This is a genomic window from Terriglobales bacterium (assembly GCA_035651995.1).
In the GTDB taxonomy this organism is placed as follows: Bacteria; Acidobacteriota; Terriglobia; order Terriglobales; family Acidobacteriaceae; genus DASRER01.
This window is the reverse complement of sequence record DASRER010000043.1, coordinates 70,539-96,029: the sequence shown is the minus strand read 5'-3', so window position 1 is coordinate 96,029 and position 25,491 is coordinate 70,539. Positions and strand designations below refer to the sequence as shown.

The window sequence follows — 25,491 nt, the reverse complement described above, 5'->3', positions numbered from 1 at the left end:
GAAAGCGCGCGTGGCCAGTGGTAAGGGGCGTCGCCGGTGCTTGTTATGGCTGACCTGCCTCTTGGGCGACCGGGCAGTCTAAAACCGGCGCTCCTATCTTGCCTCTGCCGGAGAACCCTTGAGCTCTGGTGCGAGTTCTACGAGCTCGAATCCATTAATCGGATCGCGCCGGACAAAGGTCATCACCTCGTTGTCGAAGCACGCCAACCCAACACCGACAGTCGGCGGGTATTTGTATCGGCGAATAACCGAGCCGTCCGTCCGGCTAACGAGAAACAGGGTGAGGTCTTGGCCAGCACCGTCGCTGGCTTGCTTCGTCGCCGATACAAGCCAGCCATCCTTTCCTGACTTCAGCGTCAGCGCCAACCACCCCTCCGGCAGGCCAAGGCGTCTCGCCGTCGCCTGCGCCGTCCTCTGCACCGCAAATACGGGAACGGGCTGCCTGCGGCGAAAGAGCAAAATGGAGTTTCCGTCCGGGATGAACTCCGACGCCATCACTGCCCTCTCAAACGCTACTTCAGGCGACACTCCAGCCGTATCGGCGCGCTCCTTGAGCCAGCCGTCTTCCATCCTTACGTCCGACTCCATCTCAACAGAGTGAAGAAACTGGCCGGATGAGTCCAGCAGCGCGGTCGTCGCTGCATGCCGCTCCTCATCGAACCCAGCCGCCACAAAGGTACCGTCATCAAAAGCAGCTATTTGCGTAACTCGAAAAGGAAGATCGAGCTTGACGCTCCGGAGATAGTTTCCGTCTAGGTCAAATTGAGCAATATATTGACGTTGCCTGCCCAAAGTCTCAGCTGCGACTGAGACCGAGCCGTCCGGTGCCCGTATCGTAGCTTGTTTGCGTTGACCGTTCTCCGTACCCGATACAAGCAGATACACACGATTCCCCCCAATGAAGAATCGGCCAAACCGTGGTTCCTCGACGTCGTTGATTCGGGAGACTGAAAAGGCTACTGGTTCCTTGCCACTCGCTTCGACCAATACGGCATCGCCTTGCGCGGCAGTACCCATTGGTCGCCCTAAAATCCGCCCCTCGCCGTCACACTGAACGGGTAGCCCCAGCAAGACCCCAGTCGCATTAAGCCTTATCTTTGTCCTCTTAGTGACACCGAGTTCTACAGTCGGCACGGACTCCGCCGCAGTTTTGAGTTGCGTCGAGCCGAGGACTGTCGCCAATGCGAGAACGAGGGCTGAGCCAATCACGACCGCTTCCTCGCACTCGGCATCAGACGCGACGGAGTGCTACGATGAAGTCTTAGCGCTTTGAATTCCTTCGCGAGCAGCCACTCTGCCGGAACAAATGCACCGTTGCAGTCGGGCAAGAGTAGGTCAGACTGCTCAGCGGCTAAGAGGACCTGCGCTCTTGTCTCCGGTGACCTCAGTTCAGCAATGTGGCAAACACCATCACCAACTTTCTCGATCCACACTCCACAACAGTCCATCTGCGGGAACCACTCGCAACAATGCCCCGAGACAGAGGGGCTGTCGGGCGACCCACCACCGCAGCTGTTGCAGTCGTTATAAAAGACATCGTCAGCGTGTCCACACGTGTTCGCCTCAGCGCCCACCGTAAGAAGAACACACAAAACGGCGATTCCGAGAATGTTTCTCCTCATCGTTCACCTCCTGTGCGGGCATCCTTAGACGCGGGCGACCAACTAGTCAAGACTATCTAAAGGGATGACGTATCATGACGCACCTGTTTCATAGCCTGTCAGCCAATTTTTCCGGCCTGCTCCACCGTGCGAAACCCTGTTGCGTTCTGCCGGAGCGGCGTTTGCTCGCGGCTCAAGGCCGTCCCGGTTGCAACACCAGGTCGGCCGCCACAAAAAGGAAGAACACCACCGAGATCACGCCGTTCATGGTGAAGAACGCGGCGTTGAGCCGGCTCAGGTCGTTGGCGCGCACCAGGGAGTGCTCCCACGCCAGCAGCAGCCCGACCACGGCGACTCCCGCCATCGCCACCGGGCCGAGATGGAACCAGTTCACCAGCAGAGCGAGCAGCACGAGCATGATGACGTGGAACGCTCTCGCCGTTACCAGCGCGGCGCGAATGCCGAACGCGCGCGGAATGGAGTGCAGGCCTGTCGCGCGGTCGAAGTCGTAATCCTGGCAGGCGTAGAGCACGTCGAAGCCCGCCACCCAGAACGTTACAGCCGCCGTCAGCAGCAGGATGCGCGGATCGAGCGAGCCGCGCACGGCGATCCATGCCGCCGCCGGCGCCATGCCGAGCGCGAATCCCAGCACCAGGTGCGACCAGCGCGTGAAGCGCTTGGTGTAGGAGTACGCCAGCAGGACAACCAGCGCGACGGGCGACAGCGCGAATGCCAGCGGGTTGAGCCGGGCGGCGGCGAGGGCAAACACCGCGCATGACGCCAGCACGAAACCGCCGACGAAGCCGCGCGAGAGCGTCCCCGCCGGCAAAGCGCGCGTGCGCGTCCGCGGATTGGCGGCGTCAATCTCAGCGTCGGCCAGCCGGTTGAAGGCCATCGCGGCCGAGCGCGCCGCCACCATCGCCACGACGACCCATCCAATCTTGCGCCAGGGCAGCTCGCCGCCCGCCGACGCCAGCATCACTCCACACAGGGCAAACGGCAGCGCAAAGATGGAGTGCTCCCACTTGATCATTTCCAGTGTGGTGGCGACGTTGCGGAAGATTCCTGGCACGACGCAATTCTACCCGCGGAGACACGGAGAGGCGGAGAAACAACAAGGCAAACGGAAAAAGTAAAAAGGCAAAAGTAAACCGAGCTGCGAAGCGACCTTGTTTTTTTTGCCTTTGTGCCTTTTGCCTTTTGCCTTTTGCCTTTGTGCCTTTTTGCCTTTGTGCTCTTGCCTTTTTGGCTCTGCGTTCCGCGCTCTCTGTGGTGAAGGGCGCTACCGCTTCCGCTGCCGGTAGCGGATGTTGAACGAGACCACGCCATACTGGTCGCGCACGGCGATCACGGAAAAGTTGCGGTTCACGCTGTATTCCAGCTGCACTACCTGCTGCGACGACTGCGTCACGTCCGTGATGTAGGTCATGGTGATCTTGTTCGACACGGTTTGCTCGATGGTCAGCCGCGCCGTCGGGTTCGACGTCGCCGTGCCCACCTGGGGATCGATCTTGATGCGGCTGACGCCGAACAGCTTTTCCACCCGGTTGCTCACCACCGAATTCAGCGCCTGCCCGAGGATGGCGTTTGACGCCGTCTCGGTGAAGGTGGCCGTGTTCTGCGCGTAGACGGACTCCTCGCGGGTGCGTCCGAAGGCGAGCAGCGCGATGATGTCGGCCGAGGCCAGCGGCGGATCGGAGCGGTAGGTGGTCGAAAGACGGTCGATCGGTCCGTGCAGGCCGATGGTGATGTCATAGTCGCGCACACGCGCCGAGGCCTCCACATTCAGCACCGGCTCGATCCGCACCGGGTTGGTGAACGTGACGTCGCCGCGCTCCAACTGGTAGGTGGTGCCATTGAAGAAGATGTTCCCTTCCACGATGTTCACGCGGCCCAGCACGACTGGGCGGCTCGCGGCGCCGCGCAGATGCAGGTCCACGTCGCCCGAGAGCTTGGCCATCGAGGTCTGCACCTGCAGCTCGGGCGTGGAGACCACGTGAATGTCGAGCCGCAGGGTGTTGAGCGGCGAATCGGGGCTGGGCAGCGAGGGCGGCTGCTTGGCGCGCGCCAGGTAGAGCGAGAAGTCGAAGTGGGTGTCGAGCGCAAACTTGGTCACGGTCACGTCGCCGGCCAGCAGCGAGTTTTGCGGCGTGCCGGTGAGGCGCAGGTCGGCGTCGGCTCCAGAGCTCACTCCCGGCGGATAGCGCAGCCGTATCTCTTTCGCGCGCGCCCGCAAATTGAAGCCGATTCCGTTCGTATACGTGATGAAGCCTGTGATGTTCAGCGCGCCGCCGCCGGTGTAGCCCGTCAGGCGCTGCACCTCCAGGCGGCCCTGGTCGAACACCAGTCTGCCGTTCACGTTGCTCAGTCCGTTCGGCAGGTCGATGTAGGAGATGGAGGCATTCTGGATTTGAATCTGGCCGTTCAGCACCGGCCTCGCCATGCTGCCGGTGGCGGCGATTTCCATCGTGAGTTGCCCGCTGGAGTTGAACGCCGGATTCACGCTCTCGATGAGGCGCATGTTGACGTGCCCATTCGCCTTCACGTCGAGCGATTTGCCCGCGTCCAGCCGCATGGCGCCGGCGGCGGAGAACTCGGTTTCATCGCCCACGATGCGCAACTGCTCCAGCCGCACCTGTTCCTGCGCGAGGGTGAAGCGGACCGGCCCGTCGTTGCGCAGCCGCACGCGCTCCAGTTCCATCGAGAACTGGCGAATCTCGCCGACCACGTTCAGGTCCGCCGGACGCCGCAACGGACCCTCAGCGCGGATGTCGCCGTTGATGGAGGAGTGCCCGGTCACGCGGCCTTGCAGGTAAGCGCGGAGCGCGGAATCCACGTCGAGGTTGGCGAAGTGCAGGGTCACGCGTCCGGGAAAATCGCCGCGCAGGCGCACGCTGCCATCCACGTTGAGCGTCGCCGTCTCGAAGTTGGCGCTGCCGGTCAGGCGCAGATCGGAGCCTTGCGTCACCGCCGCCAGCGAGATGTTGCCGACGTTCTCGCCGTTCACCACCACGTTCTGCATCTGCAGGCTGCCGTTCAGCGACGGCGCGCCGGGGGCGCCCGAACCCTGCGCCACCAGCGTGGCCCGGCCGGTCACCTGAGTGCGCACCGTCTGGAGCAGTTGCAGCTTCGCCAGGTCAATGCCGGTCCCGCGCAGGTTGAAGCGGAATGTTCTTGCGTTCAGGTTGTAGCCCGCCGTGCCGGCAATGCGTCCGGCGGGATTCGCCACCGCGAAGCTGCTGACATCGAGGTTGCGGTCGGCGAGCGACACCTCGAGGGTGAGCGAGTCAATCGGCTCGCTGCCCGCTTTCGCCCTGGTGATCGCCAGCGTGGCGTTGGCGCGCGGGTTCGCCAGCGTGCCCGACGCATTCATCGCGGCGTTCACCGTGCCGCGCAGCGGGTAGTTGTAGCCGGCAATCTGCTGCAACTCGGCCAGGTCGCCATCGCTCAGCCGGATGGATCCGCCGATCGGGCTCGCGTCGGTTGTCCTTCCCTGCTGCAGGCCGATTTGGGCCGCGCCCGTGATCTGCGTCTTCCCGTGCCGCAGAACAATCTGCTCGGCGCTGGCCCGCGCAGGCGCGTACAGCAGGTCAGCGCCCAGGTGGTCCCAGTGCAATTTCACCTCGCGCGTCTTCGCTGGCGTGGCAGGGCTGGCCCCCGATTGCGGCTGGGCCACGGGTTGAAGTTGTGCTTGAGGATTTTCCGGCAACCAGAAGATTGAGTTGAAATTTGAAACTTCAAGGTGTCCGAACAAAGTTGGCGTCTTCAGCTTGCCGGAAACGGCGCCGTTGAAGGTCGCGCTGCCGCCCAGCTCCACCGGCAGGCGGCGCATGCCGAAAGCAGCCAGGGCCGGCTCGAACTCGACCAGGTTGGTGGTGTTCAGCCGGAAGCGCAGGTTCGCATTGGCGCGGCCAATGGATCCGGCGCCTTCCACGTTGGTGGCCCGCGTGGCAGCGTTGAGCTGCTGAACGTCGAGCGTTTGGTGCGGCGCGTTGTAGGTGGCCTCGAGTCGGGCCGTGAGCGGGACCTGGTCGCCGGCCGGCTGTGCCGGAGGCACCGACTCCAGGCTCAGTTGCGCCACCACATTGGCGGGCGAGCCCGTCCAGTGCGCCGAGACTACGCCGCTCAGCGATCCCGCCGGTTTCACCTTGTTCAGCGGACGCGATTCGCCGGCCAGGGTCGCGGCCGCGGCCTCGACCTGCAAATTGCGGATTTCCAGCAGCGCGCTTCCCTGCTGCGGCTTCTCCACGCCCGGCTTGGCCGACCAGTTCAGCACGCTGGCGTTGCCGGTCAGGGCGCCGCCAAGCAGCTTGAGGAACAGGCTCGTGAGCTGCACCTTCTCCGGATTGATGATGAAATTCGCGCCACCATCGAGCCCGGCAAGGCGTGAACCGTCCATTTCCACGACGCCGTTGCGCAGTTGCAGGCGGCCGTCGGAGTTGAACCCGGCACGTGACATCGAGCCCTTGCCGTTCAGGTCGGCCACGCCGCCGCGCAGCCTTGGATTGCGGGTGATCGCGCCCGCCTCGGCCAGGTCGAGCGTGGCGCGATACGCCAGGGCGATGCGCGGATCGTTGAAGTTCACCAGCTCGCCGCTCGCCTCCAGCTTCGACTTGCCGCTCGTCAGGCGGAAGGCGCGCAGTTCCACCCGTGTCGGAAACAGGCTGAAGTCAATCTCAGAAACGGCCGACACCGGCCGCATGTCTTGGAACTTGGCGTCCAGTTTGCCGAGGTTGATTTGGCCGTGGTAGCAATTGTCGGCGGGCGCATACGTCATGGCCGCCTGCATGTTGTTGGCGCTGAAGTCGAGCGGCAGGGCCTGGTTGTTGTAGAGCAGCAGGCCGTCGTGAATCTCGGCGCGGTCAATCGCCAGGTGAAACACCTCTTCGATCGGCGTGCGCTTGCTCGCGCCTTTGCGCCTGGGTGTGGGCAGGTTTGTTGTGCCGTCGGGATAGGTGATCAGGTGGATGACGGGCTGTTCCAGGCTGAGAAAGCGAATGCCGAAGTCGCCGCCGAAAATCGAATACACCTTGAGCCGGACGAAGAGCCGGCCGGCGTGCGCCAGCGGCTTTTCCCCTGCCGCCTCGCGGCCGCGAATCGTGAAGTCACGGACCTCGACTTCCAGCTTCGACAGGTTCCAGCGCAGTTGCCCGATGCTGGCGTGTCCGCCGGTGGCTTGGTCAATCGTCGCGACCACCCTGCCCGTCACATAGCTGGCGAACCGCGGGCTGGTCAGATACCACGCGCCAAACACCACCATCCCGATCAGCAACACACCAATGCCCAGGCGCAGCGCGTTGCTGCTCCTCTTCGGCGCCGCCTGCGGACTGATGTCTTCGTCAGCCATGCTGCGACTCAGTGTGCTCCGTCGGCGCGCGACAAGGGCGGCGCCGATTGCGCCGACGCTGCCGGCGGCGGCGGAACGCCGCGGTAGTTGATGCTTGCCTGCCCACGCAGGGTTTGCAGCCAGTTGGAGAGCATGTTGGTCAGCCGCTCTTGCGTCAGCACCTCCTCGATCTGCGGCTGCACTTCCTTCAGTGGACGCGGCTCGGCGCCGGCTTTCTGCAACTCCGGCAGAAACTGGTCCCGGTAGTAGCGCTGCACCTCACCCAGGCTGATGCGCACCGCCGGACGGAAGCGCTGATCGATGAAGCGCAGTTCATCCAGTTGCGAGCGTACGCGCGCGGCCAGGTCCGACTCCTCCAGTCCATAGCTGCGCAGCGCCTGCTGCCAGGTATCGTCACGCGCGCCGGCAGGATGCTGTGAGCGGACCTGCCGCACCTGCTGCGCCACTTCCTGGTCGGTGGCGCGGCGCAGGTTCACCTCATCCGCCTGCTGATCGATCAGCGCGCGGTCAATCAAACGGCCCAGCGCCGCGCTGCGATCGGCGTCAGAGATGCTCCCCAGCGGCCGGGCGTCGAGGAACGCCTCCAGGCGCACTTCGTCATCGAGGTCGCTCTGCAGGATGGGGCGATTGTTGACCGTCACCACGATGCGCTCGATGATCTCGCCCGCTTCGGCCGCGAGCGGCACGCGCACACACCACAGCGCCACGGCCACGGCGAAGGCGAGTTGGAGACGGCGCACCCTCATCAGAAGGACTGCCCAATGCTGAAATAGAAGTTGAAGTGCGAAAGCGTCTTGATCAGGCTGCCCTGGCGCTCGGGGAACGTGGGCGGATTCAGGTTGTAGCCAAAGTCAAACCGGAGGGGCCCGATCGGCGTCTTGTATCGGACGCCCAGTCCCACTGCGTGCGACAGGTAGTTGAAGCTGCAATTCGCGTTCGGATCGAGCGTTTCGCACTGGCTCCTGTTCGGCTGCTGAAGGCGAAACACGCTGTGCGGAATGTCGCCCGGATCGTTGAACACGTTTCCGGCGTCCTCGAAGATCACGAAGCTCAGGTTGTTTTCCAGGAAGGGCAGCGTGGGCGGCGGCAGGCGCAATTCCACGCTGTTGAGCAACAGCCCGCCGCCTCCCAGCGGCGCGCCGGTGCCCGGATCACGCGGGCCCGCCTGGTTCAGCGCGAATCCGCGGTGTGTGTTCCCGCCGCCGGCGAAGAAGCGCTCCGGCAGGGGGATGAACGGAGGCACCAGGTTGCCGTTCTGGTCCTTCACCGGGCCGCTGAACGGCTCTGCGAACCCGATCTGGGTGGTCCGCGCCAGCACAAACTTGCGCCGGCCAAGCTGCCAGTAGCTGCTGTTCTGCACCAGCAGGCGGCTGAAATTCGCTTCCGATCCGAAGACGCCGGAGGCAACGCCGAAGTCGAACGTGTTGTAGTACCCCTTGTGCGTGTCAATCGGATCGTCGCGACGGTCGCGGATGTATGAGAAGCTCGGGATCCCCACCCGCACGGGCTGTGACAACAGCGGAATCTGGTCGGGGCTGATGACCAGCGTGGTCGGGTCGACCTTCACCCGGCGGTACGTCATCCGATAGAGGAGGTAGTCGGCGCGATTGAGCTTTTGCTGCACCTGCAGCGACCCCTCCAGCCGCTCGGAGGCGAAGGTGGAAACGTCGCGCGAGTTGTCGTAAAAGATGGTGCCGGTGAACTTCAGCTTGTCCACGTCCCAGAACCGGGGCGCTTCGTAGGCCAGCGAGGCGCGCTTCTGCAACCGGCCATAGTTCGACTTGAACACGATGCTGTGGTCGCGCCCGCGGAAGTTCGTGCGCGTGATGTCGAGCGACACGCGCGGGCTCACGCCGGTGTTCTCACCGCTGGCTGCCGCCTGGCGCTCGGCGACGCACGCCGGAATCGCCGTGTCGCAGTTCGGGAGCGCGCCAGTGCCGGTCTGAATTTCCAGTCCAAGGCCGTAGGTGATGGTCCAGCGGCGCGCCTCGTCGAACTGCGTCAGCAAGTTCTTGCGCTGCGCCGCGCCGTCGGGATTCTGCACGGCCATGTTCACCTGGTTGAACAGGCCAAGGTCATAAAGCTTGCGCTGCGTGTCGAGCATCCGGCTCTGGCTGAGCGGATCGCCGTTCCAGAGCTCGAACTGGTGTCCGACGGTTGAGGGCCGCGTGTAGTGCAGCCCGGAGAAGAGAACGCGGTCCACGAACACCTGCGCGCCTTCATGGATGGTGTAGGTCACCGCGGCCTGCGCCGGGTCTTTCGGATCGGGCTGCGCCGTCGCCTCAACCCGCACGTTCAGGAATCCATGATTGAAGTAGTAGTTCTGCACCGAGTCGCGGTCGCCGGCGACGGTGAATTCCGAATAGGGCTGTCCCGGAAGGGTGTTGATGAGGGCCTTCAGTTCCTCGACCGGAATGCTGCGATTGCCGACGATGTTGAGCGACTCCACCCGCTGCTGCGGGCCCTCGACGACGTGGAACGACACCGCCAGGTGTCCGGCCTTTCCGCGGTAGTCCTTCTGCACCATCGGCTGCACCTGCACCTTGGAGAAGCCGTTCGCCTTGTACACCGCTTCGATGGATTCCTTGTCGCGCACCAGCATGGTTTCGCTGAAGCGGCCATGAGCGAGCAATCCGCCGGAGGGCTGCACCTGGATGCGCTCGCGGAGCACGTCGTCGTTGAAGTAGTTGTTGCCCTGGAAGAGCACCGCGTCAAGATCGTATTGCGGGCCAAGATTCACGGTGTAGATAACGAACGCGCGGTCGCTGGCGGGGTCGTCCTTGTGGCTGAAGTCCACCTGGACGTCGAAATAGCCTTTCGTCTGGAAGTAATCGCGCAGGTTTCGGCGGCCTTCGTTCAGCAGGTCGTCGTCCACAGCGCTTTCTTCGTACACCGGGACGTACTTTTTCAGTTTGCGGCCGCTCAGGCGGGCGCCTTCCAGGCGCACCTCGACCTTGGGACCGCGATGGATGCTGAACGCGTAGTCGAGCGCGTTGCTCTCCGGGTGATAGACCCGGTCCACCAGCGCAACCTGCGCTTCCAGCCGTCCCTGCTTCTGGTACTTTTTGCGCAGGCGCTGCAGCGCCTTGTTCAGCCGGTCAACACTCACCTTCTCGCCAGGCTTCAGCTTTGCGATGTGGGCGACTTGCTCCGGGGGATAGCCGGCCTGGCCCTCAACCTTGATTTGGCCGATGCGCGCCACCTTGCCGGGGTGCACGGTGAAGTGCAGGTCGATCTGCTGGGTGTCGGAATGCGGCTCCTTGCGCACGTCCGCGCTGGATTGGTAGTAGCCGTTGTCGGCCATCACGCGCTGGATTCCGCGAATTGCCGCCTGCAGCTTCTCCTCCGTGTACAGCTCGCCGAGCTGCAACTTGGTGGCGTTGATGAGCTGCTCGGCCGTGGGCGGGCGCGGCGCTCCCGTCATGGTCATGAAGCCGACGAAATAGTTCTCTTCCGCGATGAAGACCAGCGCGACCTCGTTCTTCTGCGTGCGGTCGGCTTCCACCTGGATGTCGGCGAATTTGCCCGTGGCGAACAGCTGCTGGATGCTGCGGCGCAGCTTGTTCTTGTCCAGCGGCTCGTTCACCTTCTGCGGGAGCCGCAGCACTTCGTCAGCTGAGACCGTGGCGTTGCTGCGCACCTCAATGGCGGCAACCTTGAGGCCGAAATAGCTGAGCGGATTCCCCGCCGGAGGCGGGACCGGCGGCGCCGCGCGTGGCGGGTCGGCGGCGCGCGAGCCGGGCGGAAGCGCGTTCCGCGCCGGGACCTGTGCGGCGGCCCCGTTCGCCGTGGTCTGCGCCGCACACCATGCCAGCGACAGGATGGCTGCCGCGCAGAGCTTTAGCGCGTTGATCCGAAAACGCAATCTAAGAGACTCCGCCCGCGAAGACAGACCCGGTCTGGTCCGGGTTCAAGGACTCAAGGACTGCTTGATTCGATGAAGCTTCGCTTTCACGCTGTTGCACTTGCCTGCCCGTCAACTCTGGCGGGCAACAGCTCACGCCCGCGGCATCTCCGGCGGCGCGTCAGAGGTCTCTCGGCCGCGAGCGGCACCTATAATAACTGCTGGACGCGGCAATGCCGTTACCTTCAGAAGAACGCTATTCGCGGCAGATCTTGTTCCCCGGCATCGGCCCCGAGGGCCAGCGCCGGCTCGCGCAGGGACGGGTTGCGCTGGCGGGCTGCGGCGCCACCGGTTCGGCGCTGGCTGCGCTGCTGGCGCGCGCCGGCGTGGGCACGCTGCGCATCATCGATCGCGACTACGTGGAGGCCAGCAACCTGCAGCGGCAGTCGCTGTTCGACGAAGCCGATGCCGCCGAAGCGCTGCCCAAGGCAATCGCCGCCGCGCGCCAGATCGCGCGCTTCAACTCCCAGATCGCGGTGGACGCGCGCGTCGCCGACCTTACCCCTGAAAACGCCGAAGAGCTGCTGGGCGGAGTTGACCTGATCCTTGACGGCACCGACAACTTCGAGACGCGCTACCTGATCAACGACTACGCCGTGCGCGAGCGTGTGCCGTGGATTTACGCCGCCGGGGTCGGCAGCTACGGAGTGACCATGAACGTGCTCCCGTACCAGACCGCGTGCCTGGTTTGCCTGTTCCCCGATCCGCCGGGCGGTCCGCTGGAGACGTGCGACACGGCGGGCATTCTCGGCTCGGTGGTGAGCATGATCGCTTCGATCGCCGGCACCGAGGCCCTGAAGCTGCTGGTAGGGGCCCGCGACCAGCTTCGCAACACGCTCGTCTCGCTCGACGTCTGGAAAAACACCTATGGATCGGTCTCGGCGTCGGTGCGGCGCGCCGATTGCCGATGCTGCGCCGAGCGCGAATTCGTCCACCTGGCGGGTGAGGGGCGCGCGCACATCACGCTCTGCGGCCGCAACTCGGTGCAGATCCACGAGCGCTCGCGTCCGGTGGACTTCGACGAGATGGAAGGCCGCCTGCGCCCGCACGGCGCCGTGCGTCACAACGAGTTCGTGCTCAGGTTCTGGCGCGAGCCCTATGAGATGACGCTGTTTCCCGACGGGCGCGCCATCATCAAGGGCACAACCGACACCGCCGTCGCGCGCAGCCTGTATGCGCGGTATGTCGGGTCGTAAAGCAGCAGTCAGCACTCAGCAATCAGCATTCAGCCCCCGAACGGCGTCGGCGAGGATGCACACCCGGAGTCGGGATGTGCAAGGGCTGAATGCTGAGAGCTGAAGGCTGTGTTCCTCCTGGCATCCGGTTATCCAAATAGTTAATCCAAGTCTCTAGTGCTGGCGCGGCTCGGTCCGGCCCTGGAGGTCTTTATGCGAGTGTACGTTTGTTTGGTAGGAATCCTGCTTTCGGCGATCGCGATGGCCCAAACCGGCATGCAGGGCAGCACCATGCCGGCCAGCGGCGCGCCGGTGGTAGTGCAACCCATGGTCGTTCCCGCGCCGTACGCCGGCGGAATTATTGTGCAGGGCGGATACGCCACCACGGGTCCGATTGGCCCGCCGCTGGTCACACCGCCCAGCGTGGCGTATACGCCGAACGCCGCCGTGGTGAGCAACACGCCCACGGTCATCGCGGAGCCGTCGGCGATAACGGCGGCGGCAACGGCGGCGGCAACGGCGGGGAGCGTCGCGCCCGCGGCGAACGCGGGTCCGGGGCAATCGCGCGGCTTCGATTGGGGAGCGGCCAAGATGATGAGCAACAGCCCTTACCGGGTCAGCGCGACTGCGCTGGACCGCAGTCTGGGCGAGATCGCGCGCGAAAACCGCGCGCATCCGCAGCACGCCACCCGCACCTACACCAATGACGACATCGCGCGGCTCAACCAGCAGACCGGCGCGAACAACGCGCCCGGCGCAAACATGCCGGCATCGGACCAAGGGAGTACGGGCGGGGTGCTGCCCCCGGGGCTGGCGGCGCCCGGCGCGCCGGCGTCCACCAATCCGCAGGCGCAGCCGCAGCAGCAGCCGCAGCCAAAACCGAAGCCCAGCCCATTCGCCGGGCCGAAGTAAGGCTGACCGGGGGATCCCTCGCACGCGCTCAGTCGTCCAAACGGATAGCTGAGGAAAAGTGTTCCCGATTTGGGAAGAGTGGCGGGAGAGGGAGGCGCGGGCGGGGTTGCCCGCGTCCACACAGTCCGTGGTGAGGGCCGACGGGCGGGCGCGCCCGTCGCTACAACGTCCCGTCGCTACCACGTGAAGTCCAGTGATCGCGCCAACGCACCGACGAGGGGGTCCGCGCCGCTACGTGAAGGCCTCCGCGACAAAGTTTGGTTTCTGCTAATCTCAACGGTCGCTCGGGGAGGACCGTTATTTCCGGCTCAAGCAGTTCTTCACCTTCAAGCAGCTCTTCCACATCGGGCTCGCCGCCGCAGTTGCGGCGCGAGATGGGCTTCTGGGACGTCCTGCTGTTCAACATCGCGGCGGTGCTGGGGCCGCGCTGGATCGCGGCGGCGGCGCACAACGGCACATCATCGGTCAGTCTGTGGCTGCTGGCCGCGGCGCTGTTCTTTGTGCCCAGCGCGCTGGTGATCGTTGAACTTTCCACGCGCTACCCGCGCGAAGGCGGACTGTACGCGTGGAGCAAGGAGGCGTTCGGCGACTTCCACGGTTTCATGGCCGGCTGGTGCTACTGGGTCTATACCGTCTTCTACTTCCCTGGACTGCTGACCGCCAGCGTGGCGATGTCGGTGTACATCGCCGGGCCCAAGTACGCGTGGCTGACGCACAACAATACCTACCTGGTTTCGGCCTCGCTGATACTGCTCACGATTGCGCTGGGACTGAACATCGTCGGGCTGAACATCGGCAAGTGGCTGCAGAACGCCGGCGGCGTGGGAACGTACGTGCCGCTGATGATGCTGGTGGCGGTGGCGGCAATCGTCGCGTGGAAGCAAGGCCCGGTGACAGCGTTCACTCTGGGCAACATGATGCCGAGCGTCAACTGGGGCACGATCAACTTCTGGTCGAACATTGCCTTCGCCTTCACTGGCCTGGAGCTGGTGTGCTCGATGACGGAGGAGATACGCGATCCGCAGCGCACGCTGCCGCGCTCGATCTACGCGAGCGCTTTCCTGATCGCGCTGGTCTACATCGTGGGCACGATCGCGGTGCTGGCGCTGCTGCCCGCGCCGGAAGCGGACACGCGCGCCGGGGTGTTCCAGGCCATCAGCAGCGGAGCGGCGGTGATCGGCATGGCGTGGCTGGGCGTGCTGGCGGCCCTGCTGGTCACGGTGGGCAACGCGGGCGGAGTCGGAACGACGGTTGCGGGCGTGGCGCGCGTGCCGTTCGTGGCCGGCATCGATCGCTATCTGCCGGAGGCGTTCGGCAAGCTGCATCGGCGCTGGCGGACGCCGTACGTCGCCATGCTGGTGCAGGCCCTGGTTTCCGGCGCAGTGCTGGTCGTCTCGCACCTGAACGAATCGGCGCTGGGCGCCTACCAGGTGCTGGTGGACGCGACCATCATCATCTACTTCATTCCGTTTCTGTACATGTATGCCTCGGTGATCAAGCTGGCGTACCGGCGCGACCGCGCCGGCTCGGGAGCGGTGCTCATCCCCGGCGGGAAGTTCGGCGTGTGGGCGGCGGGACTGCTGGGATTCGTGATCACGGCGCTGGCCATGGCGGTGTCGCTGGCGCCGACCGAAGACGTGCAGGACGTGCTCGGCTTCGAGCTGAAGGTGATTGGCGGAACGGTAATCGCGGTGGCGGTGGGCCTGGTGCTGTTCTGGCGGGGGGCGAGGGCGAAGAACTGAATGCGCTGCGGGCTGCTGGCTTCCAGCTACCGGCCAAAAGCCTTGTGGAATTACTGCTTTGGCCAGTAGCCGGCAGCGGTTTCGAGGCAACCAAAGCTGCTGCCGGGGGTATCCTTACTGACGCCACCTGGGCGGGGATGTTGGTGTTCAGACCCAGGGAAGGAAAAACGGCGCCGCCGGCCGATAGCGCTCCAGTTCAGCGCATCTAATTCGCGTATCTAGTCGGGGCCAGGGGGCGGCTGCGGGACGCGGCGAAGCCAAACTGCGCCGGCAAAGGCCCGTAAATGCAACGAAATACGGTGTTGGCCGCATCTACTCACCTGCGGCCTGCAAAAGGCGAATTGACCCAAGCGAAGAAAACCAGCATTCCCGGGCTCACGGAAGCAGAGGCGATTTCGCGGGCGCAGCGGGGTGATGCGGAAGCGTTTGAGGCGCTCTACGCGCTGCACAAGCGGCGTGTGTATTCGCTGTGCCTGCGCATGACCGGCAACACCGCCGAGGCCGAGGACCTGACGCAGGAGGCGTTCCTGCAGCTGTATCGCAAGATCGCCACCTTCCGCGGCGAATCGGCGTTCTCCACCTGGCTGCATCGCCTGGCGGTGAACGTGGTGCTGATGCACCTGCGCAAGAAGGGACTGCCCGAGGTTTCGCTGGAAGAAAGCATGGAGCCGCAGCAGGAAGACGGCCCGAAGAAGGACATCGGCGTGCGCGACACGGTGCTCGCCGGCTCGATCGACCGGGTGAACCTGGAGCGGGCGATTGAGAGCCTGCCGCCGGGCTACCGGATCATCTTCGTGCTGCACGACGTGGAGGGTTACGAGCACAACGAGATTGCCGAGATGATGGGTTGCTCGATCGGCAACAGCAAGTCGCAGCTGCACAAGGCAAGAATGAAGCTGCGCGATCTCCTCAAGGCCAACAGAGCCGAAAAGGCCACGCGGCGATAGCCGCACGCGCTCGGAGGAGAGGAAGCGGCATGGGCGCCGAGTTTCTGGGGAGAGGAACCAAATGAACTGCAACGAATTTCAAAAATCGCTGCCCTACATCATCGAGACGGGGGGCAACGCGGAGGAGGAAGCGCACCTGAGCACGTGTCCGGTGTGCTCCGACCTGGTGCGTGACCTGCGCTACATCGCCGAACAGGCGAAGCTGCTGGTGCCCATGCACGATCCCAGTCCGAAGGTATGGCAGGGCATCCAGGCATCGCTGGAGCGCGAAGGACTGCGCCGCCGCCCTAGCCCGCTCGCCCGTGGAGCCGCGCCGACCTGGGGGGTCGCGCTGCGGGTGGGCGCTCTGGCGGCCATGGCAGTTCTCGCGCTGGTGATCCTGGCGCGTCGCGCCGAGGTGAGCCCACCCGGTACGGCCGCTTCCCCCGTGGCCCAGAATGCAGCCGCCGCCAGCGAAGACTCCGACGACCAGCAGTTGCTGGCGCAGATCGCGTCGCTGCAACCGGAGTTGCGGTCGACGTATGAAGCGAACCTTGGGCAGGTGAACGATTACATCCGCCAGGCGCGCGCCACGGCGGAGCGCAACCCCGGCGACGAAGATGCCCAGGCGCACCTGATGGAGGCATACGATCAGAAGGCCGTGCTTTACGAGATGGCGCTCTCGCAGCGGTAAAGCGCTCCCGGCGAAGCCCGCCAGAGGCAGGCCGGGTCATGGCAGGAGAGAAGGTATGCAGAAGAGCGCACGCACCGCGGTGCTGGCGGCGGGACTATGCGTCCTGCTGGCTGGCGTCGCCCCGGGGCAAAGCACAAAAGAATTCAAGTACAACGTCAGCGCTGATTCGAACCTGAACGTCACCAACCCGTTTGGCGCGGTGGTGATCAAGCCGGCCACCGGACACCAGATCGTGATCAGCGCCACGGCGAAGTCCAACAAAGTGGAAGTGGACGCGGCGCAGGTGGAGAACCGCGTGGAGGTGCGCAGCCACATGCTGCAACAGGCATCGGCGGCTGACTGCACGGTGGACTACGAGATCCTGGCGCCGGCCGACGCCAACGTGACCGTCCGCGCCGGGACCGGGCCGATCCGCGTGGAGCGGCTGGCCGGCGACCTGACGCTGAATGGCGAGGCCGCCTCGATTGACGTTTCGCAGGTCCAGAATGCGCATGTGCACGTGCGTGCGGTCGGCGGCCCGGTAACGCTGAGCAACATCACCGGCGGACACGTGGAGGTCACCGCACTGGGCGGCGGGGTGACGCTGACCAACGTCTCGGGACCGAAGGTTTACGTGAGCTCGACCAAGGGGACCATCCGTTACGACGGCGACCCCAGCGGCGGCGGCGAATACCAGCTCATCAATGGCACGGGCAACATCGAGGTCACGCTGCCGGCTTCGGCCAGCGTTGACCTAACAGCGCGGAGCGCCACCGGCTCGGTGGACAACCAGTTTCCGATGGTGGCGAAGCAGCACACGGCGTTCGACTCGAGTCCGCGGTCGTTTGCGGGCATGTCGGCGAGCGGATCGTCGAGCGTCCACCTGAGCTCGCTGAGTGGTACAATCCGCGTCAGAAAGCGCTGAACGCGGCGCTTCGACTCCGGATTTCCCTCTGATGAAAGAGCTCGGCGCCCGGCAGCGCGCCCTCTCCACGCGCGCCGCGCGTGACCCCGCAAGACGCTCCTCACGCCTCATCTTCCTGGCCGGCTTCATGGGCGCGGGCAAAACCAGCGTGGGCCGCGCGCTGGCGCGCCGGCTGAAGTGCCGCTTCTTCGATCTCGACGACCTGATCGTGGCGCGTGCGCGGCGCAGCATTGCGCAGATCTTCTCCGAACAGGGCGAAGCCGCATTCCGCCGCGCGGAAACGGCGGCGCTGCGCCGCCTGCTGCACGAGCTGGGCCCACGCCAAACGGCGGTGATCGCGGTGGGCGGCGGCGCCTTCATTCAGCCCGGCATTCGCGCGCTGCTGCGCGCCAGCGGCGCTCCGGTGGTGTTCCTTCAGGCTTCGGCCGACGAACTGCTGGCGCGATGCAAGGCGCAGGCGGCTGCGGCCGCGGACGGCAGGCCGGCGCCGGTGCGTCCGCTGCTGCGCGATCAGAACCAATTTCGGCAATTGTACGAGGAACGCCGGCTGCGATACTTGGAGGCAGAGTTCCACGTTTCTACTTCCGGGCGTAGCATTGCCCAGGTCGCCGCCGAGGTGGCGCGCACCGTGCGAAGCCGCAACGTGGCGCCGGAGGTCCGCTGATGAAGTCTCGCTGGCTCGCGTTCCTGTTCATCGCCGTGCTCGCGTTCGCCGCGCTTGGGGCGCGCGCCGCCAGCAAGAAGCCCGCCGCCGGACAACTGGTGGACGCCGGCTCGTTCGGCATCTTCGTGAACGGGCGCCGCGTGGCCACCGAGACGTTCCAGATCGAGCAGCGCGACGGCGCCAGCACCGCCAGGTCTGAGCTGAAGGTGGAAGACGGCACCAAGGGCGGGCAAACGTCGGAGATGCAGCTCAACGCCGCCGGCGACCTGATGCGCTACGAGTGGCGCGAGAACAAGCCCGGCACAGCGCAGACCGTGGTCGAGCCCAACAACGAGTTCCTGATCGAGCACGTGCTGCTGGCCCCGACGGACAAGCCGAGAGACGTTCCTTTCCTGCTGCCGCATTCCACCGTCATCCTCGACGACAACTTCTTCATGCACCGGCAGATCCTGGCGTGGAGATACCTGGGCTCCTCATGCACGCCGACGCAGGGCAAGGTTGAGTGCAAGCTGAGCCGCACGCAGTTCGGCATTTTGGTGCCGCAACAGCAGGTTTCCGGCATTGTGGCGCTGGAGTACGGCGGCCGCGAAACCATCAAATACAAGGGCGCCGACCAGCCGATGAACCGCATCAACCTCAAGAGCGAAAACACCTCCGACTGGTCGCTCTGGCTCGACGACAACAACAAGGTTGTGCGCATCGTAATCGCCGACAGCAACACGGAAGCCGTGCGCGACTAGCCGGGCCGATTCCCGGGCTTCCGCGAAAGGCCAACACCCACCACCTGGACACCGAGGCGCAGAAAAAAAGGGCGCATTCTCCGTGTCTCTGCGCTGGGCTGAAAGTACCTTTTCCGCAATCCGAGACGCGATTGCTAGAATCGTCTGTTTCCGAAATAATCCTGCATGGCTTCAGAACGCATCCCGGTCGGAATTCTTGGCGCAACGGGCGTGGTGGGACAACGCCTGATCCAGCGCCTGGAACGTCATCCCTGGTTTGAAGTGGTGTGGCTCGCGGCGTCGGACCGCAGCGCGGGACAGGCCTACGCGCAGGCGGCCAACTGGCGGCTGGCGACGCCGATTCCCGAGGGCATCGCGAAGATGAACGTATCGCCGGCGACGCCTGAGGGCGCGCCGAAGCTGATCTTCGCCTCCCTCGACAGCAAGATTGCCCTGGAACTTGAGCCGCGCTTTGCCGACGCGGGCTGCGCCGTGGTGTCGAATTCCAGCGCATTCCGCATGCAGGCGGACGTGCCGCTGGTGATTCCGGAAGTGAATGCCGACCACCTGAAGCTGCTGGAGTGCCAGGCATGGCGGCGAAACTCGGGCGGGTTTATCGTGACCAATCCCAACTGTTCGGCGACCGGGCTCACGATGGCGCTGGCGCCGCTCGAGCGCGCGTTCGGCGTGGAACAAGTATTCGTGGTGACGATGCAGGCGGTGAGTGGCGCGGGGTATCCGGGCGTGGCGTCGCTCGACATTGTGGACAATGTGATTCCCTACATCGGCAGCGAAGAAGAGAAAATGGAGACCGAGCCGCAGAAGATGCTGGGCCGGCTCGCCGGATCGAAGATCGAGCCGGCATCGCTGCGGCTGAGCGCGCACTGCAATCGCGTGCCGGTGGTGGATGGCCACACCGAGTCGGTTTCGATCAAGCTGCGGAAACCGGCAAGCCAGGACCAGATCGTCGCCGCATGGCGCGAGTTCAGCGGCGCGCCGCAGGAGCTGAAGCTTCCCAGCGCCCCGCTGCACGCCGTGGAGTACTTGAATCAGCGCGACAGGCCACAGCCGCGTCTCGATCGCGATCTGGGCGATGGGATGACGACCAGCGTGGGGCGTCTGCGGCGCTGCGGGCTGCTGGACTGGAAATTCACTTGCCTCTCGCACAACACGGTGCGCGGTGCCGCCGGCGCAACGATTCTGAATGCGGAAATGCTGAAGGCGAAGGGGTACTTGGGATAGCAGCAATCAGCATTCCGTAGTCAGCATTCAGCCCTTGTACATCCCGGCCCAGAATGCGCAGCTTCGCTGAAGCCGTGCGGGGGCTGAGTGCTGAAGGCTGACTGCTGAGTGCTTGTTCACCTAGAAAGCTATGGTTGTCCTGAAATTCGGCGGCACGTCGGTGCAGGACGCGAAGGCGATCAACGCCGCGGCGGAGATTGTGCGCTCGCGCGCGGCGCAGAGCCCGGTCGTGGTCGTCAGCGCCATGGCCAAGGTCACCGACCAGTTGCTGGCCGCCGGACGCGCAGCCGGGTCGGGCGACCGGGTGGAAGCGCAGCGCATCTCGCGCGAATTGCGCGAGCGCCACTACGACGCCGCGGGCGAGCTGCTCGGAACCGGCGTGTTTACGCGGATTCACGCCGAACTCGAAGCCGACTTCGACCTCCTCGATGAACTCCTGCGCGGCATCGCGGCGGTGGGCGAGATCACGCCGCGGACGACGGACACGGTGGCCGGCTTCGGCGAACTGCTCTCCAGCAAGCTGGCGGCGGCGGCGTTTTCCGCGCGCGGCCTCGATGCCGCGCTGGTGGACGCGCGGGAAGTCATCGTGACCGACGCGCACCACATGCAGGCGGCGCCGCTGTTCGACGACACCAACGAACGCCTGCGCCGGCGCGTGGCGCCGCTGGTGAAGAACAAACGTGTGCCGGTGATGGGCGGATTCGTGGGCGCGACGCGGGCGGGCGTGCCAACCACCATCGGGCGCGGCGGATCGGATTTTTCCGCGGCGATCGTGGGCGCCGGGCTGGACGCCGAGCGCATCGAAATCTGGACCGACGTGGACGGCATGATGACCACCGACCCGAACCTGTGCGCCGGCGCGCGGCGGATCAAGGTCATCAGCTTCAACGAGGCGGCCGAGTTGGCGTACTTCGGCGCGAAGGTGCTGCATCCGGCCACGCTGCTGCCGGCCGTCCAGAAAAACATTCCGGTGTACGTGCTGAACTCGCGCAACCCGAAGTGCGAGGGCACGTGCATTACGGCGCGCGCGGCGCCGTGCACGAACGTGTTCAAAGCGATCGCGGCAAAAACGCGCATCACCATCGTGGACGTGGTGGCCGCGCGCATGCTGATGGCGCACGGATTTCTGAAATCCATCTTCGAAGTGTTCGACCGCTTCCGCTGCCCGGTGGACGTGGTTTCGACGTCGGAGGTCAGCGTCTCGCTGACGGTGGACTCGAACCAGGCGATCCCCGACATTGCACAGGAGCTGGCGCGGTTGGCCGACGTCAAATACGAGGGTCGAAAGGCCATCGTGTGCCTGGTGGGGGAGAACATTCGCCGGCGTCCGGGGATTGCCGCGAAGGTGTTCGGCGCGATTGGCGATATTCCGGTGCGGATGATCTCGCAGGGCGCGTCGGAAATCAACATTACCTTTGTAGTGGAGGAGGACGTGGTGCCGGAAGTGGTGCGGCGGCTGCACGCGGCATTCTTTGCAGAGCTGGATCCGGCGGTGTTTGCGTAACACCGGCACTCGGCAGTCGGCCCTCTGCGGTCAGTCCTTCAACATGCCGGCGAAGCGTGCGCACCTTCGCGGAAGCCGTTCAGGGCCTTGTGCCAAGTGCTGAATGCTGGCTGCGGTGCTACGCTAATCGCGTGAAGGTCCTCCTGCTCGGCCACGGCAAGACGGGCGCGATGGTTGCCGAAATTGCGCGCGCACGCGGACACGAGGTCCGCGTGCTGGAGTCGGCCGACAACCCCGGCGGGCGGGCGCTGACGCCGGACGCACTGGCGAAAACAGACGCCGTCATTGACTTCACCACGCCCTACGCCGTGGTTCCCAATATTGAAGCCTGCCTGGGCGGAGGTGCGCGCATCGTGGTTGGAACCACCGGCTGGTACGGCGAGATGGCGCGGTTGCGCAAGCTGGCGGAGTCGAGCAAAGGCGCGCTGCTGTGGGCGAGCAACTTCTCGCTCGGCGTGAATTTTTTCTTCGAGGCGGCGCGGACGGCGGCCCAGGCGCTGCGGCACGGCTATCACGGACAGATTTTCGAGCGGCACCACGTGCACAAGAAGGACGCGCCTTCTGGCACGGCGGTTTCGCTGCAGGGAGTGGTGAAGTCGGCGTCGGGGCAGGAACTGGAGGTCATCTCGTTCCGCGAGGGCGAGGTGGTCGGCCTGCACGAACTGGTGCTGGATTCGCCGGACGACACGATTTACGTGTGTCACGACGCCAAGTCGCGGCGCGGGTTCGGGCAGGGCGCAGTGCTGGCGGCCGAGTGGTTGCAGGGGAAGCAAGGCTTCTACGATTTCCGCGAAGTGTTTCGGCAGCTCGGGTGATGGCAGGGCCGCAGGCTGGCGCAAGCGGTGCGCGGACCAGGGCCCGGCGCCACACGGGTGGTTGCCGGTCGCATGAGGTCGTGCCGGCGGCGCCCACGCCGGCCAAAACCGGGCAGACGCGGGCCGCACCGCGCTGGCCAGATGAATCCGTGTTCATCCGCGTTCATCCGCGGTAATCTTCTTGCATGAGACTTCAAGGTTGCGGTACGGCGCTGGTCACGCCGTTCAAACAGGATGGCTCGCTCGATGAGGCAGCGCTGCGTTCGCTGGTCGCGTGGCAGGTGGAGTCGGGGATTGGGTTCCTGGTCCCCTGCGGGACTACGGGCGAGACGCCGACGCTGAGCCACGACGAATGGCTGCGCGTGATTGACGTCACGATCGAGGTCGCCGACGGGCGCGTGCCGATCGTGGCGGGCGCGACGTCGAATGCCACCCGCGAAGCGGTGCAGCGCGCCAAGGAAGTGGCCGCGCGCAAGGGCGTGGACGCGATCCTCACGGCGTCTCCCTACTACAACAAGCCGACGCAGGAGGGCCAGTACCAGCACTTCAAGGCCATCGCCGAAGCGGTGGACAAGCCGCTGGTGCTCTACAACGTGCCCGGGCGAACGGGCGCGAACATCGAGCCGGCAACGCTGGGGCGGCTGGCGGAGATCAGGAACATCGTCGCGGTGAAGGAAGCCAGCGGCAACATGTCGCAGATTGCCGAAGTGTTTAACGCCGTGCCGCCGGATTTTCTGGTGTTCTCGGGCGACGACGCGATCACGCTGCCGGTAATCGCGCTGGGCGGCGTGGGAATTGTTTCCGTCGCGTCGAACGAGATTCCCGCGGAGATGTCGGCCATGACGCGCGCGGCGCTGGCCGGCAGGTGGGACGAAGCGCGGCGGATTCATCGCAAGTATCTGCCGCTGATGCAGGCCAACTTCATTGAGTCGAACCCGATGCCGGTGAAGGCGGTGCTGGCGATGATGGGGCGCATCCAGGAGGTTTACCGCCTGCCGATGCTGCCCGTGAAAAAGGACACGCGCGCGAAGCTGGCGCGGGTTGCGGCGGATGCGGGATTGATCGCGGCGGAGCGGGCGGCGTCGTAAAGCAGCACCGAGTGGCGAGCGTCTCGCGGCTGCTGCGCAAAGCGCAGCACCCGCTTGGCTCAGGATGACTCGCTTGAGATGACTGATTGAAGGGGCTGTACTCGGTGCTCGGCCAGGAAACAGTACCGAGTGGCGAGCACTGAGTGCCGGGTTGCTGAGCGCAGCGCTCTTCGCGGCAACCCTCAACTACAGCTGCGTAGAGGCGCTCGTATTCGGCGGCCATGCGGCGCGCGTCGAAGTGGTGCTCGGCGCGGCGGCGGCAGGCGGCGGGATCGAGTTCGCGCAGGCGCGTGATCTGCTCCGCCATTTCTTCCCAGGTGTCCCCCAGGAACCCCGTCCGGCCTTCCACGATCACCTCGGGCAGCGCGCCGCGCCGGAAGGCGATGACCGGCGTGCCGCAGGCGGCAGCTTCCATGGCGACGAGCGAGCTGGTTTCGTCCACCAGGCTGGGGATGAGCACGGCGCCGGCGTGCTGGAGCAGCCGGAGCTTCTGGTCGAGCGAGGGGCGCTCCACCAGGCGCACCGTGCCGCCGATGAGGGGCCGCACCGCCTGCTCGAAGAATTCGCGGTGGCAGGCGAAGGGATAAATCTCGCCGGCGAGGACCAGGGGAACGCCGGCGCGCTGCGCGGCGGCGATGGCCAGGTGCGGCGCCTTCTCGCGGCAAATGCGTCCCAGCCAGAGCACGTATCGTTCTTTGCGCGGCTGGAAGGCGAAGCGATCGAGGTCAATGCCGTTGCGCACGGTGGCGCGCAAGTTAACGTCGGCGAAAGAGCGGCGCTGCGAAGCCGAGACGCAGTTGACCGCGACGTTGGCGGCGGCCTGCGCCAGTTCGCGGCCGTAGTACTCGCGCGAAAGATGCGCGGTGAGCAGGACGGGCCCCGGGACTTCCGAAGCAACGCGCCAGAACGATCCGCCTTCGTCGTGAACGAGGTCAAAGGGGCGTCCGGCGGCGCGCTCGCGGGCAATGAGCTGCAGCACGCGGCGATTGTGCTCCCCAACATGCGGTTCGAATGGATCGCCGGAGGCCGGCGGCGGCATGGTGCTGAACAATTCACCGCGCACCTGCGAGCCGGCGCAGGCGGCGACCGTGGTGGCGTGTCCGCGGGCGGCGATCGCGTCTTCCAGCGTGACCAGCATCTGCTCGGCGCCGCCGGCGCTGGCGGCGCTGACGGGCAGCAGCGGATAGGCGACGTAGAGGATGCGCAGGCCGGGGCCGCGGATCATCGCACACCTGTCCGGCTCGGCGACCCATGTGTGCCAACGGAAGGCTCCCTGGCGGCGTGACCATCGCCCATCAGGTCGGCAAAGGCGGCGCACACCTCCGAGCCGGTGACGGGCCACTGCCAGGCTTCGTAATTGAGGACACCGGGATGCGGCGGATTCGTATAGTCGTAGGCCGCCTGCGGGCGAAGCCGCTCGATGGCGGGATCGAAGCTGGAGAGCGTGAGTCCCTGCGAGGCATAGGCTGCCCACATGGCGCGCTTGCAGTCGAGTTCGGCGGCGGTGAGCTGAAGCGCGATGCCGGAGTCGCCCGAGAGAAATTGCTGGCGCACGCCCACGCCGTCAGCCGAGCGGTGATAAAGCGGCATCTCCCAAACGTCGAGGCGCAGCTCGCGCCCCACAACCGCGGCGAGCGCGCTGCAACAGTCGTGGTCGGGGTGTCCGCCTTCATACGCCAGCGTGAGGATAGTTTCAATTCCCTGCCGGCGGCACAGGCGCGTGAGCTGCGCGGCAGCAGCGCGGAGATGGCGAAGCAGCTCCTGGTCCACGATGTCGTGACCGGCGGCGTCTCGCAGCGACTCCCAGCCGGTGATGCCGGCGTGAGCGAGCGCGCGCCTGGCCTCTCCGCGGCGGTGAGCGGCGTAGGCGTCGCGCGAGCCGAAGCGGCGCCAGAAGAAGTCGTCGCGCGGCGCGCCGTCGGTGCCGAAAACCACCACGGGATCGCGCATGCGCTGCAACACACCGCCGCAGCCCGCCGCCTCATCGTCGAAATGCGCAACGAGCACGAGTGTGCGCCGCAGCAAAGGGGCCGGCGTCTGCATACAACAGCTTGTGATGCGGATTGTGAGTACCGTGTCGCCGCGTGGCGCCGCAATCAGCTCGTTCCCAGGCGGCCTGGAACCGCGTGGCGCGGACGCCCTCGTACGCGCGGCTTCGGCGAGACTGCGCACCTTCGCCCGTCACGCGCTAGGGCGGACGCTGAATTCTGAGTGCTGACCGCCGCATCCGAGGTCTGCCGGACGTGTGCGATAT

18 protein-coding genes and 1 pseudogene are annotated in these 25,491 nt (G+C 65.4%); 12 read left to right on the top strand and 7 right to left on the bottom strand.

The features are described from left to right. Positions 1–93: 93 nt before the first annotated feature. From VFA60_14910 to VFA60_14890, 5 genes are all read right to left on the bottom strand, one after another. A complete protein-coding gene (locus VFA60_14910; protein HZQ93080.1) occupies positions 94–1,017 on the bottom strand; it encodes a hypothetical protein in 924 nt (307 codons plus the stop codon). Between the two features lie 777 nt (positions 1,018–1,794). Beyond that, positions 1,795–2,673, bottom strand: coding sequence for a UbiA-like polyprenyltransferase (locus VFA60_14905; GenBank protein HZQ93079.1), 879 nt, complete (start codon positions 2,671–2,673; stop codon positions 1,795–1,797). A 210-nt stretch (positions 2,674–2,883) separates the two neighbouring features. Continuing rightward, complete coding sequence (locus VFA60_14900; GenBank protein HZQ93078.1) at positions 2,884–6,948, bottom strand: translocation/assembly module TamB domain-containing protein; 4,065 nt, start codon at positions 6,946–6,948, stop codon at positions 2,884–2,886. An 8-nt stretch (positions 6,949–6,956) separates the two neighbouring features. Next, positions 6,957–7,688: a SurA N-terminal domain-containing protein gene (locus VFA60_14895; GenBank protein HZQ93077.1), complete on the bottom strand. Its 732-nt coding sequence runs from the start codon at positions 7,686–7,688 to the stop codon at positions 6,957–6,959. Positions 7,689–7,693: 5 nt separating this feature from the next. After that, positions 7,694–10,813 carry a POTRA domain-containing protein gene (locus VFA60_14890; GenBank protein ID HZQ93076.1) on the bottom strand — a complete coding sequence of 1,040 codons (3,120 nt, stop codon included), beginning with the start codon at positions 10,811–10,813 and terminating at the stop codon, positions 7,694–7,696. A 212-nt stretch (positions 10,814–11,025) separates the two neighbouring features. Between VFA60_14890 and VFA60_14885 the strand changes: the two genes are divergently transcribed. The 12 genes from VFA60_14885 to dapA all read left to right on the top strand — a co-directional run bounded on the left by VFA60_14885 (position 11,026) and on the right by dapA (position 23,237). Continuing rightward, complete coding sequence (locus VFA60_14885; GenBank protein ID HZQ93075.1) at positions 11,026–12,048, top strand: ThiF family adenylyltransferase; 1,023 nt, start codon at positions 11,026–11,028, stop codon at positions 12,046–12,048. 198 nt (positions 12,049–12,246) lie between these two features. Continuing rightward, positions 12,247–12,939: a hypothetical protein gene (locus tag VFA60_14880; protein HZQ93074.1), complete on the top strand. Its 693-nt coding sequence runs from the start codon at positions 12,247–12,249 to the stop codon at positions 12,937–12,939. A gap of 374 nt (positions 12,940–13,313) precedes the next feature. After that, positions 13,314–14,681: an APC family permease gene (locus VFA60_14875; protein HZQ93073.1), complete on the top strand. Its 1,368-nt coding sequence runs from the start codon at positions 13,314–13,316 to the stop codon at positions 14,679–14,681. 341 nt (positions 14,682–15,022) lie between these two features. After that, positions 15,023–15,628 carry a sigma-70 family RNA polymerase sigma factor gene (locus VFA60_14870; GenBank protein ID HZQ93072.1) on the top strand — a complete coding sequence of 202 codons (606 nt, stop codon included), beginning with the start codon at positions 15,023–15,025 and terminating at the stop codon, positions 15,626–15,628. A gap of 61 nt (positions 15,629–15,689) precedes the next feature. Then, positions 15,690–16,301, top strand: a complete 612-nt coding sequence (locus VFA60_14865) for a hypothetical protein (GenBank protein HZQ93071.1) — start codon at positions 15,690–15,692, stop codon at positions 16,299–16,301. A gap of 55 nt (positions 16,302–16,356) precedes the next feature. Beyond that, positions 16,357–17,205, top strand: a complete 849-nt coding sequence (locus VFA60_14860) for a DUF4097 family beta strand repeat-containing protein (GenBank protein HZQ93070.1) — start codon at positions 16,357–16,359, stop codon at positions 17,203–17,205. Positions 17,206–17,236: 31 nt separating this feature from the next. Next, positions 17,237–17,869 (top strand): shikimate kinase, encoded by a 633-nt coding sequence (locus VFA60_14855; GenBank protein HZQ93069.1) that lies wholly within the window; start codon positions 17,237–17,239, stop codon positions 17,867–17,869. Continuing rightward, complete coding sequence (locus tag VFA60_14850) at positions 17,869–18,609, top strand: hypothetical protein (GenBank protein ID HZQ93068.1); 741 nt, start codon at positions 17,869–17,871, stop codon at positions 18,607–18,609. Before VFA60_14855 ends, VFA60_14850 begins: the two co-directional genes overlap by 1 nt. Before the next feature lie 165 nt (positions 18,610–18,774). Beyond that, positions 18,775–19,830 (top strand): aspartate-semialdehyde dehydrogenase, encoded by a 1,056-nt coding sequence (gene asd, locus VFA60_14845; protein HZQ93067.1) that lies wholly within the window; start codon positions 18,775–18,777, stop codon positions 19,828–19,830. Positions 19,831–19,960: 130 nt separating this feature from the next. Further along, on the top strand, positions 19,961–21,334 hold the full coding sequence (gene lysC / locus VFA60_14840) for a lysine-sensitive aspartokinase 3 (protein HZQ93066.1): 1,374 nt from the start codon (positions 19,961–19,963) through the stop codon (positions 21,332–21,334). A 131-nt stretch (positions 21,335–21,465) separates the two neighbouring features. Then, positions 21,466–22,149, top strand: coding sequence for a dihydrodipicolinate reductase C-terminal domain-containing protein (locus VFA60_14835; GenBank protein ID HZQ93065.1), 684 nt, complete (start codon positions 21,466–21,468; stop codon positions 22,147–22,149). 185 nt (positions 22,150–22,334) lie between these two features. Beyond that, complete coding sequence (gene dapA / locus VFA60_14830) at positions 22,335–23,237, top strand: 4-hydroxy-tetrahydrodipicolinate synthase (protein ID HZQ93064.1); 903 nt, start codon at positions 22,335–22,337, stop codon at positions 23,235–23,237. A gap of 253 nt (positions 23,238–23,490) precedes the next feature. Here the strand turns inward: dapA and VFA60_14825 are convergent. Next, positions 23,491–24,462, bottom strand: a pseudogene (locus VFA60_14825) (glycosyltransferase). Then, positions 24,459–25,244 carry a PIG-L family deacetylase gene (locus VFA60_14820; GenBank protein ID HZQ93063.1) on the bottom strand — a complete coding sequence of 262 codons (786 nt, stop codon included), beginning with the start codon at positions 25,242–25,244 and terminating at the stop codon, positions 24,459–24,461. The pseudogene VFA60_14825 and the gene VFA60_14820 overlap by 4 nt, the downstream one beginning before the upstream one ends. Positions 25,245–25,491: the final 247 nt, after the last annotated feature.

Excerpts from the sequence above, each read along its gene's own strand:
- VFA60_14910 (HZQ93080.1), bottom strand. The coding sequence starts at position 1,017 with ATGGGTACTGCCGCGCAAGGCGATGCCGTATTGGTCGAAGCGAGTGGC.
- VFA60_14900 (HZQ93078.1), bottom strand. The coding sequence starts at position 6,948 with ATGGCTGACGAAGACATCAGTCCGCAGGCGGCGCCGAAGAGGAGCAGC.
- VFA60_14885 (HZQ93075.1), top strand. The coding sequence starts at position 11,026 with ATGCCGTTACCTTCAGAAGAACGCTATTCGCGGCAGATCTTGTTCCCC.
- VFA60_14875 (HZQ93073.1), top strand. The coding sequence starts at position 13,314 with ATGGGCTTCTGGGACGTCCTGCTGTTCAACATCGCGGCGGTGCTGGGG.
- VFA60_14865 (HZQ93071.1), top strand. The coding sequence starts at position 15,690 with ATGAACTGCAACGAATTTCAAAAATCGCTGCCCTACATCATCGAGACG.
- VFA60_14860 (HZQ93070.1), top strand. The coding sequence starts at position 16,357 with ATGCAGAAGAGCGCACGCACCGCGGTGCTGGCGGCGGGACTATGCGTC.
- VFA60_14855 (HZQ93069.1), top strand. The coding sequence starts at position 17,237 with ATGAAAGAGCTCGGCGCCCGGCAGCGCGCCCTCTCCACGCGCGCCGCG.
- VFA60_14850 (HZQ93068.1), top strand. The coding sequence starts at position 17,869 with ATGAAGTCTCGCTGGCTCGCGTTCCTGTTCATCGCCGTGCTCGCGTTC.
- asd (HZQ93067.1), top strand. The coding sequence starts at position 18,775 with ATGGCTTCAGAACGCATCCCGGTCGGAATTCTTGGCGCAACGGGCGTG.
- lysC (HZQ93066.1), top strand. The coding sequence starts at position 19,961 with ATGGTTGTCCTGAAATTCGGCGGCACGTCGGTGCAGGACGCGAAGGCG.
- dapA (HZQ93064.1), top strand. The coding sequence starts at position 22,335 with ATGAGACTTCAAGGTTGCGGTACGGCGCTGGTCACGCCGTTCAAACAG.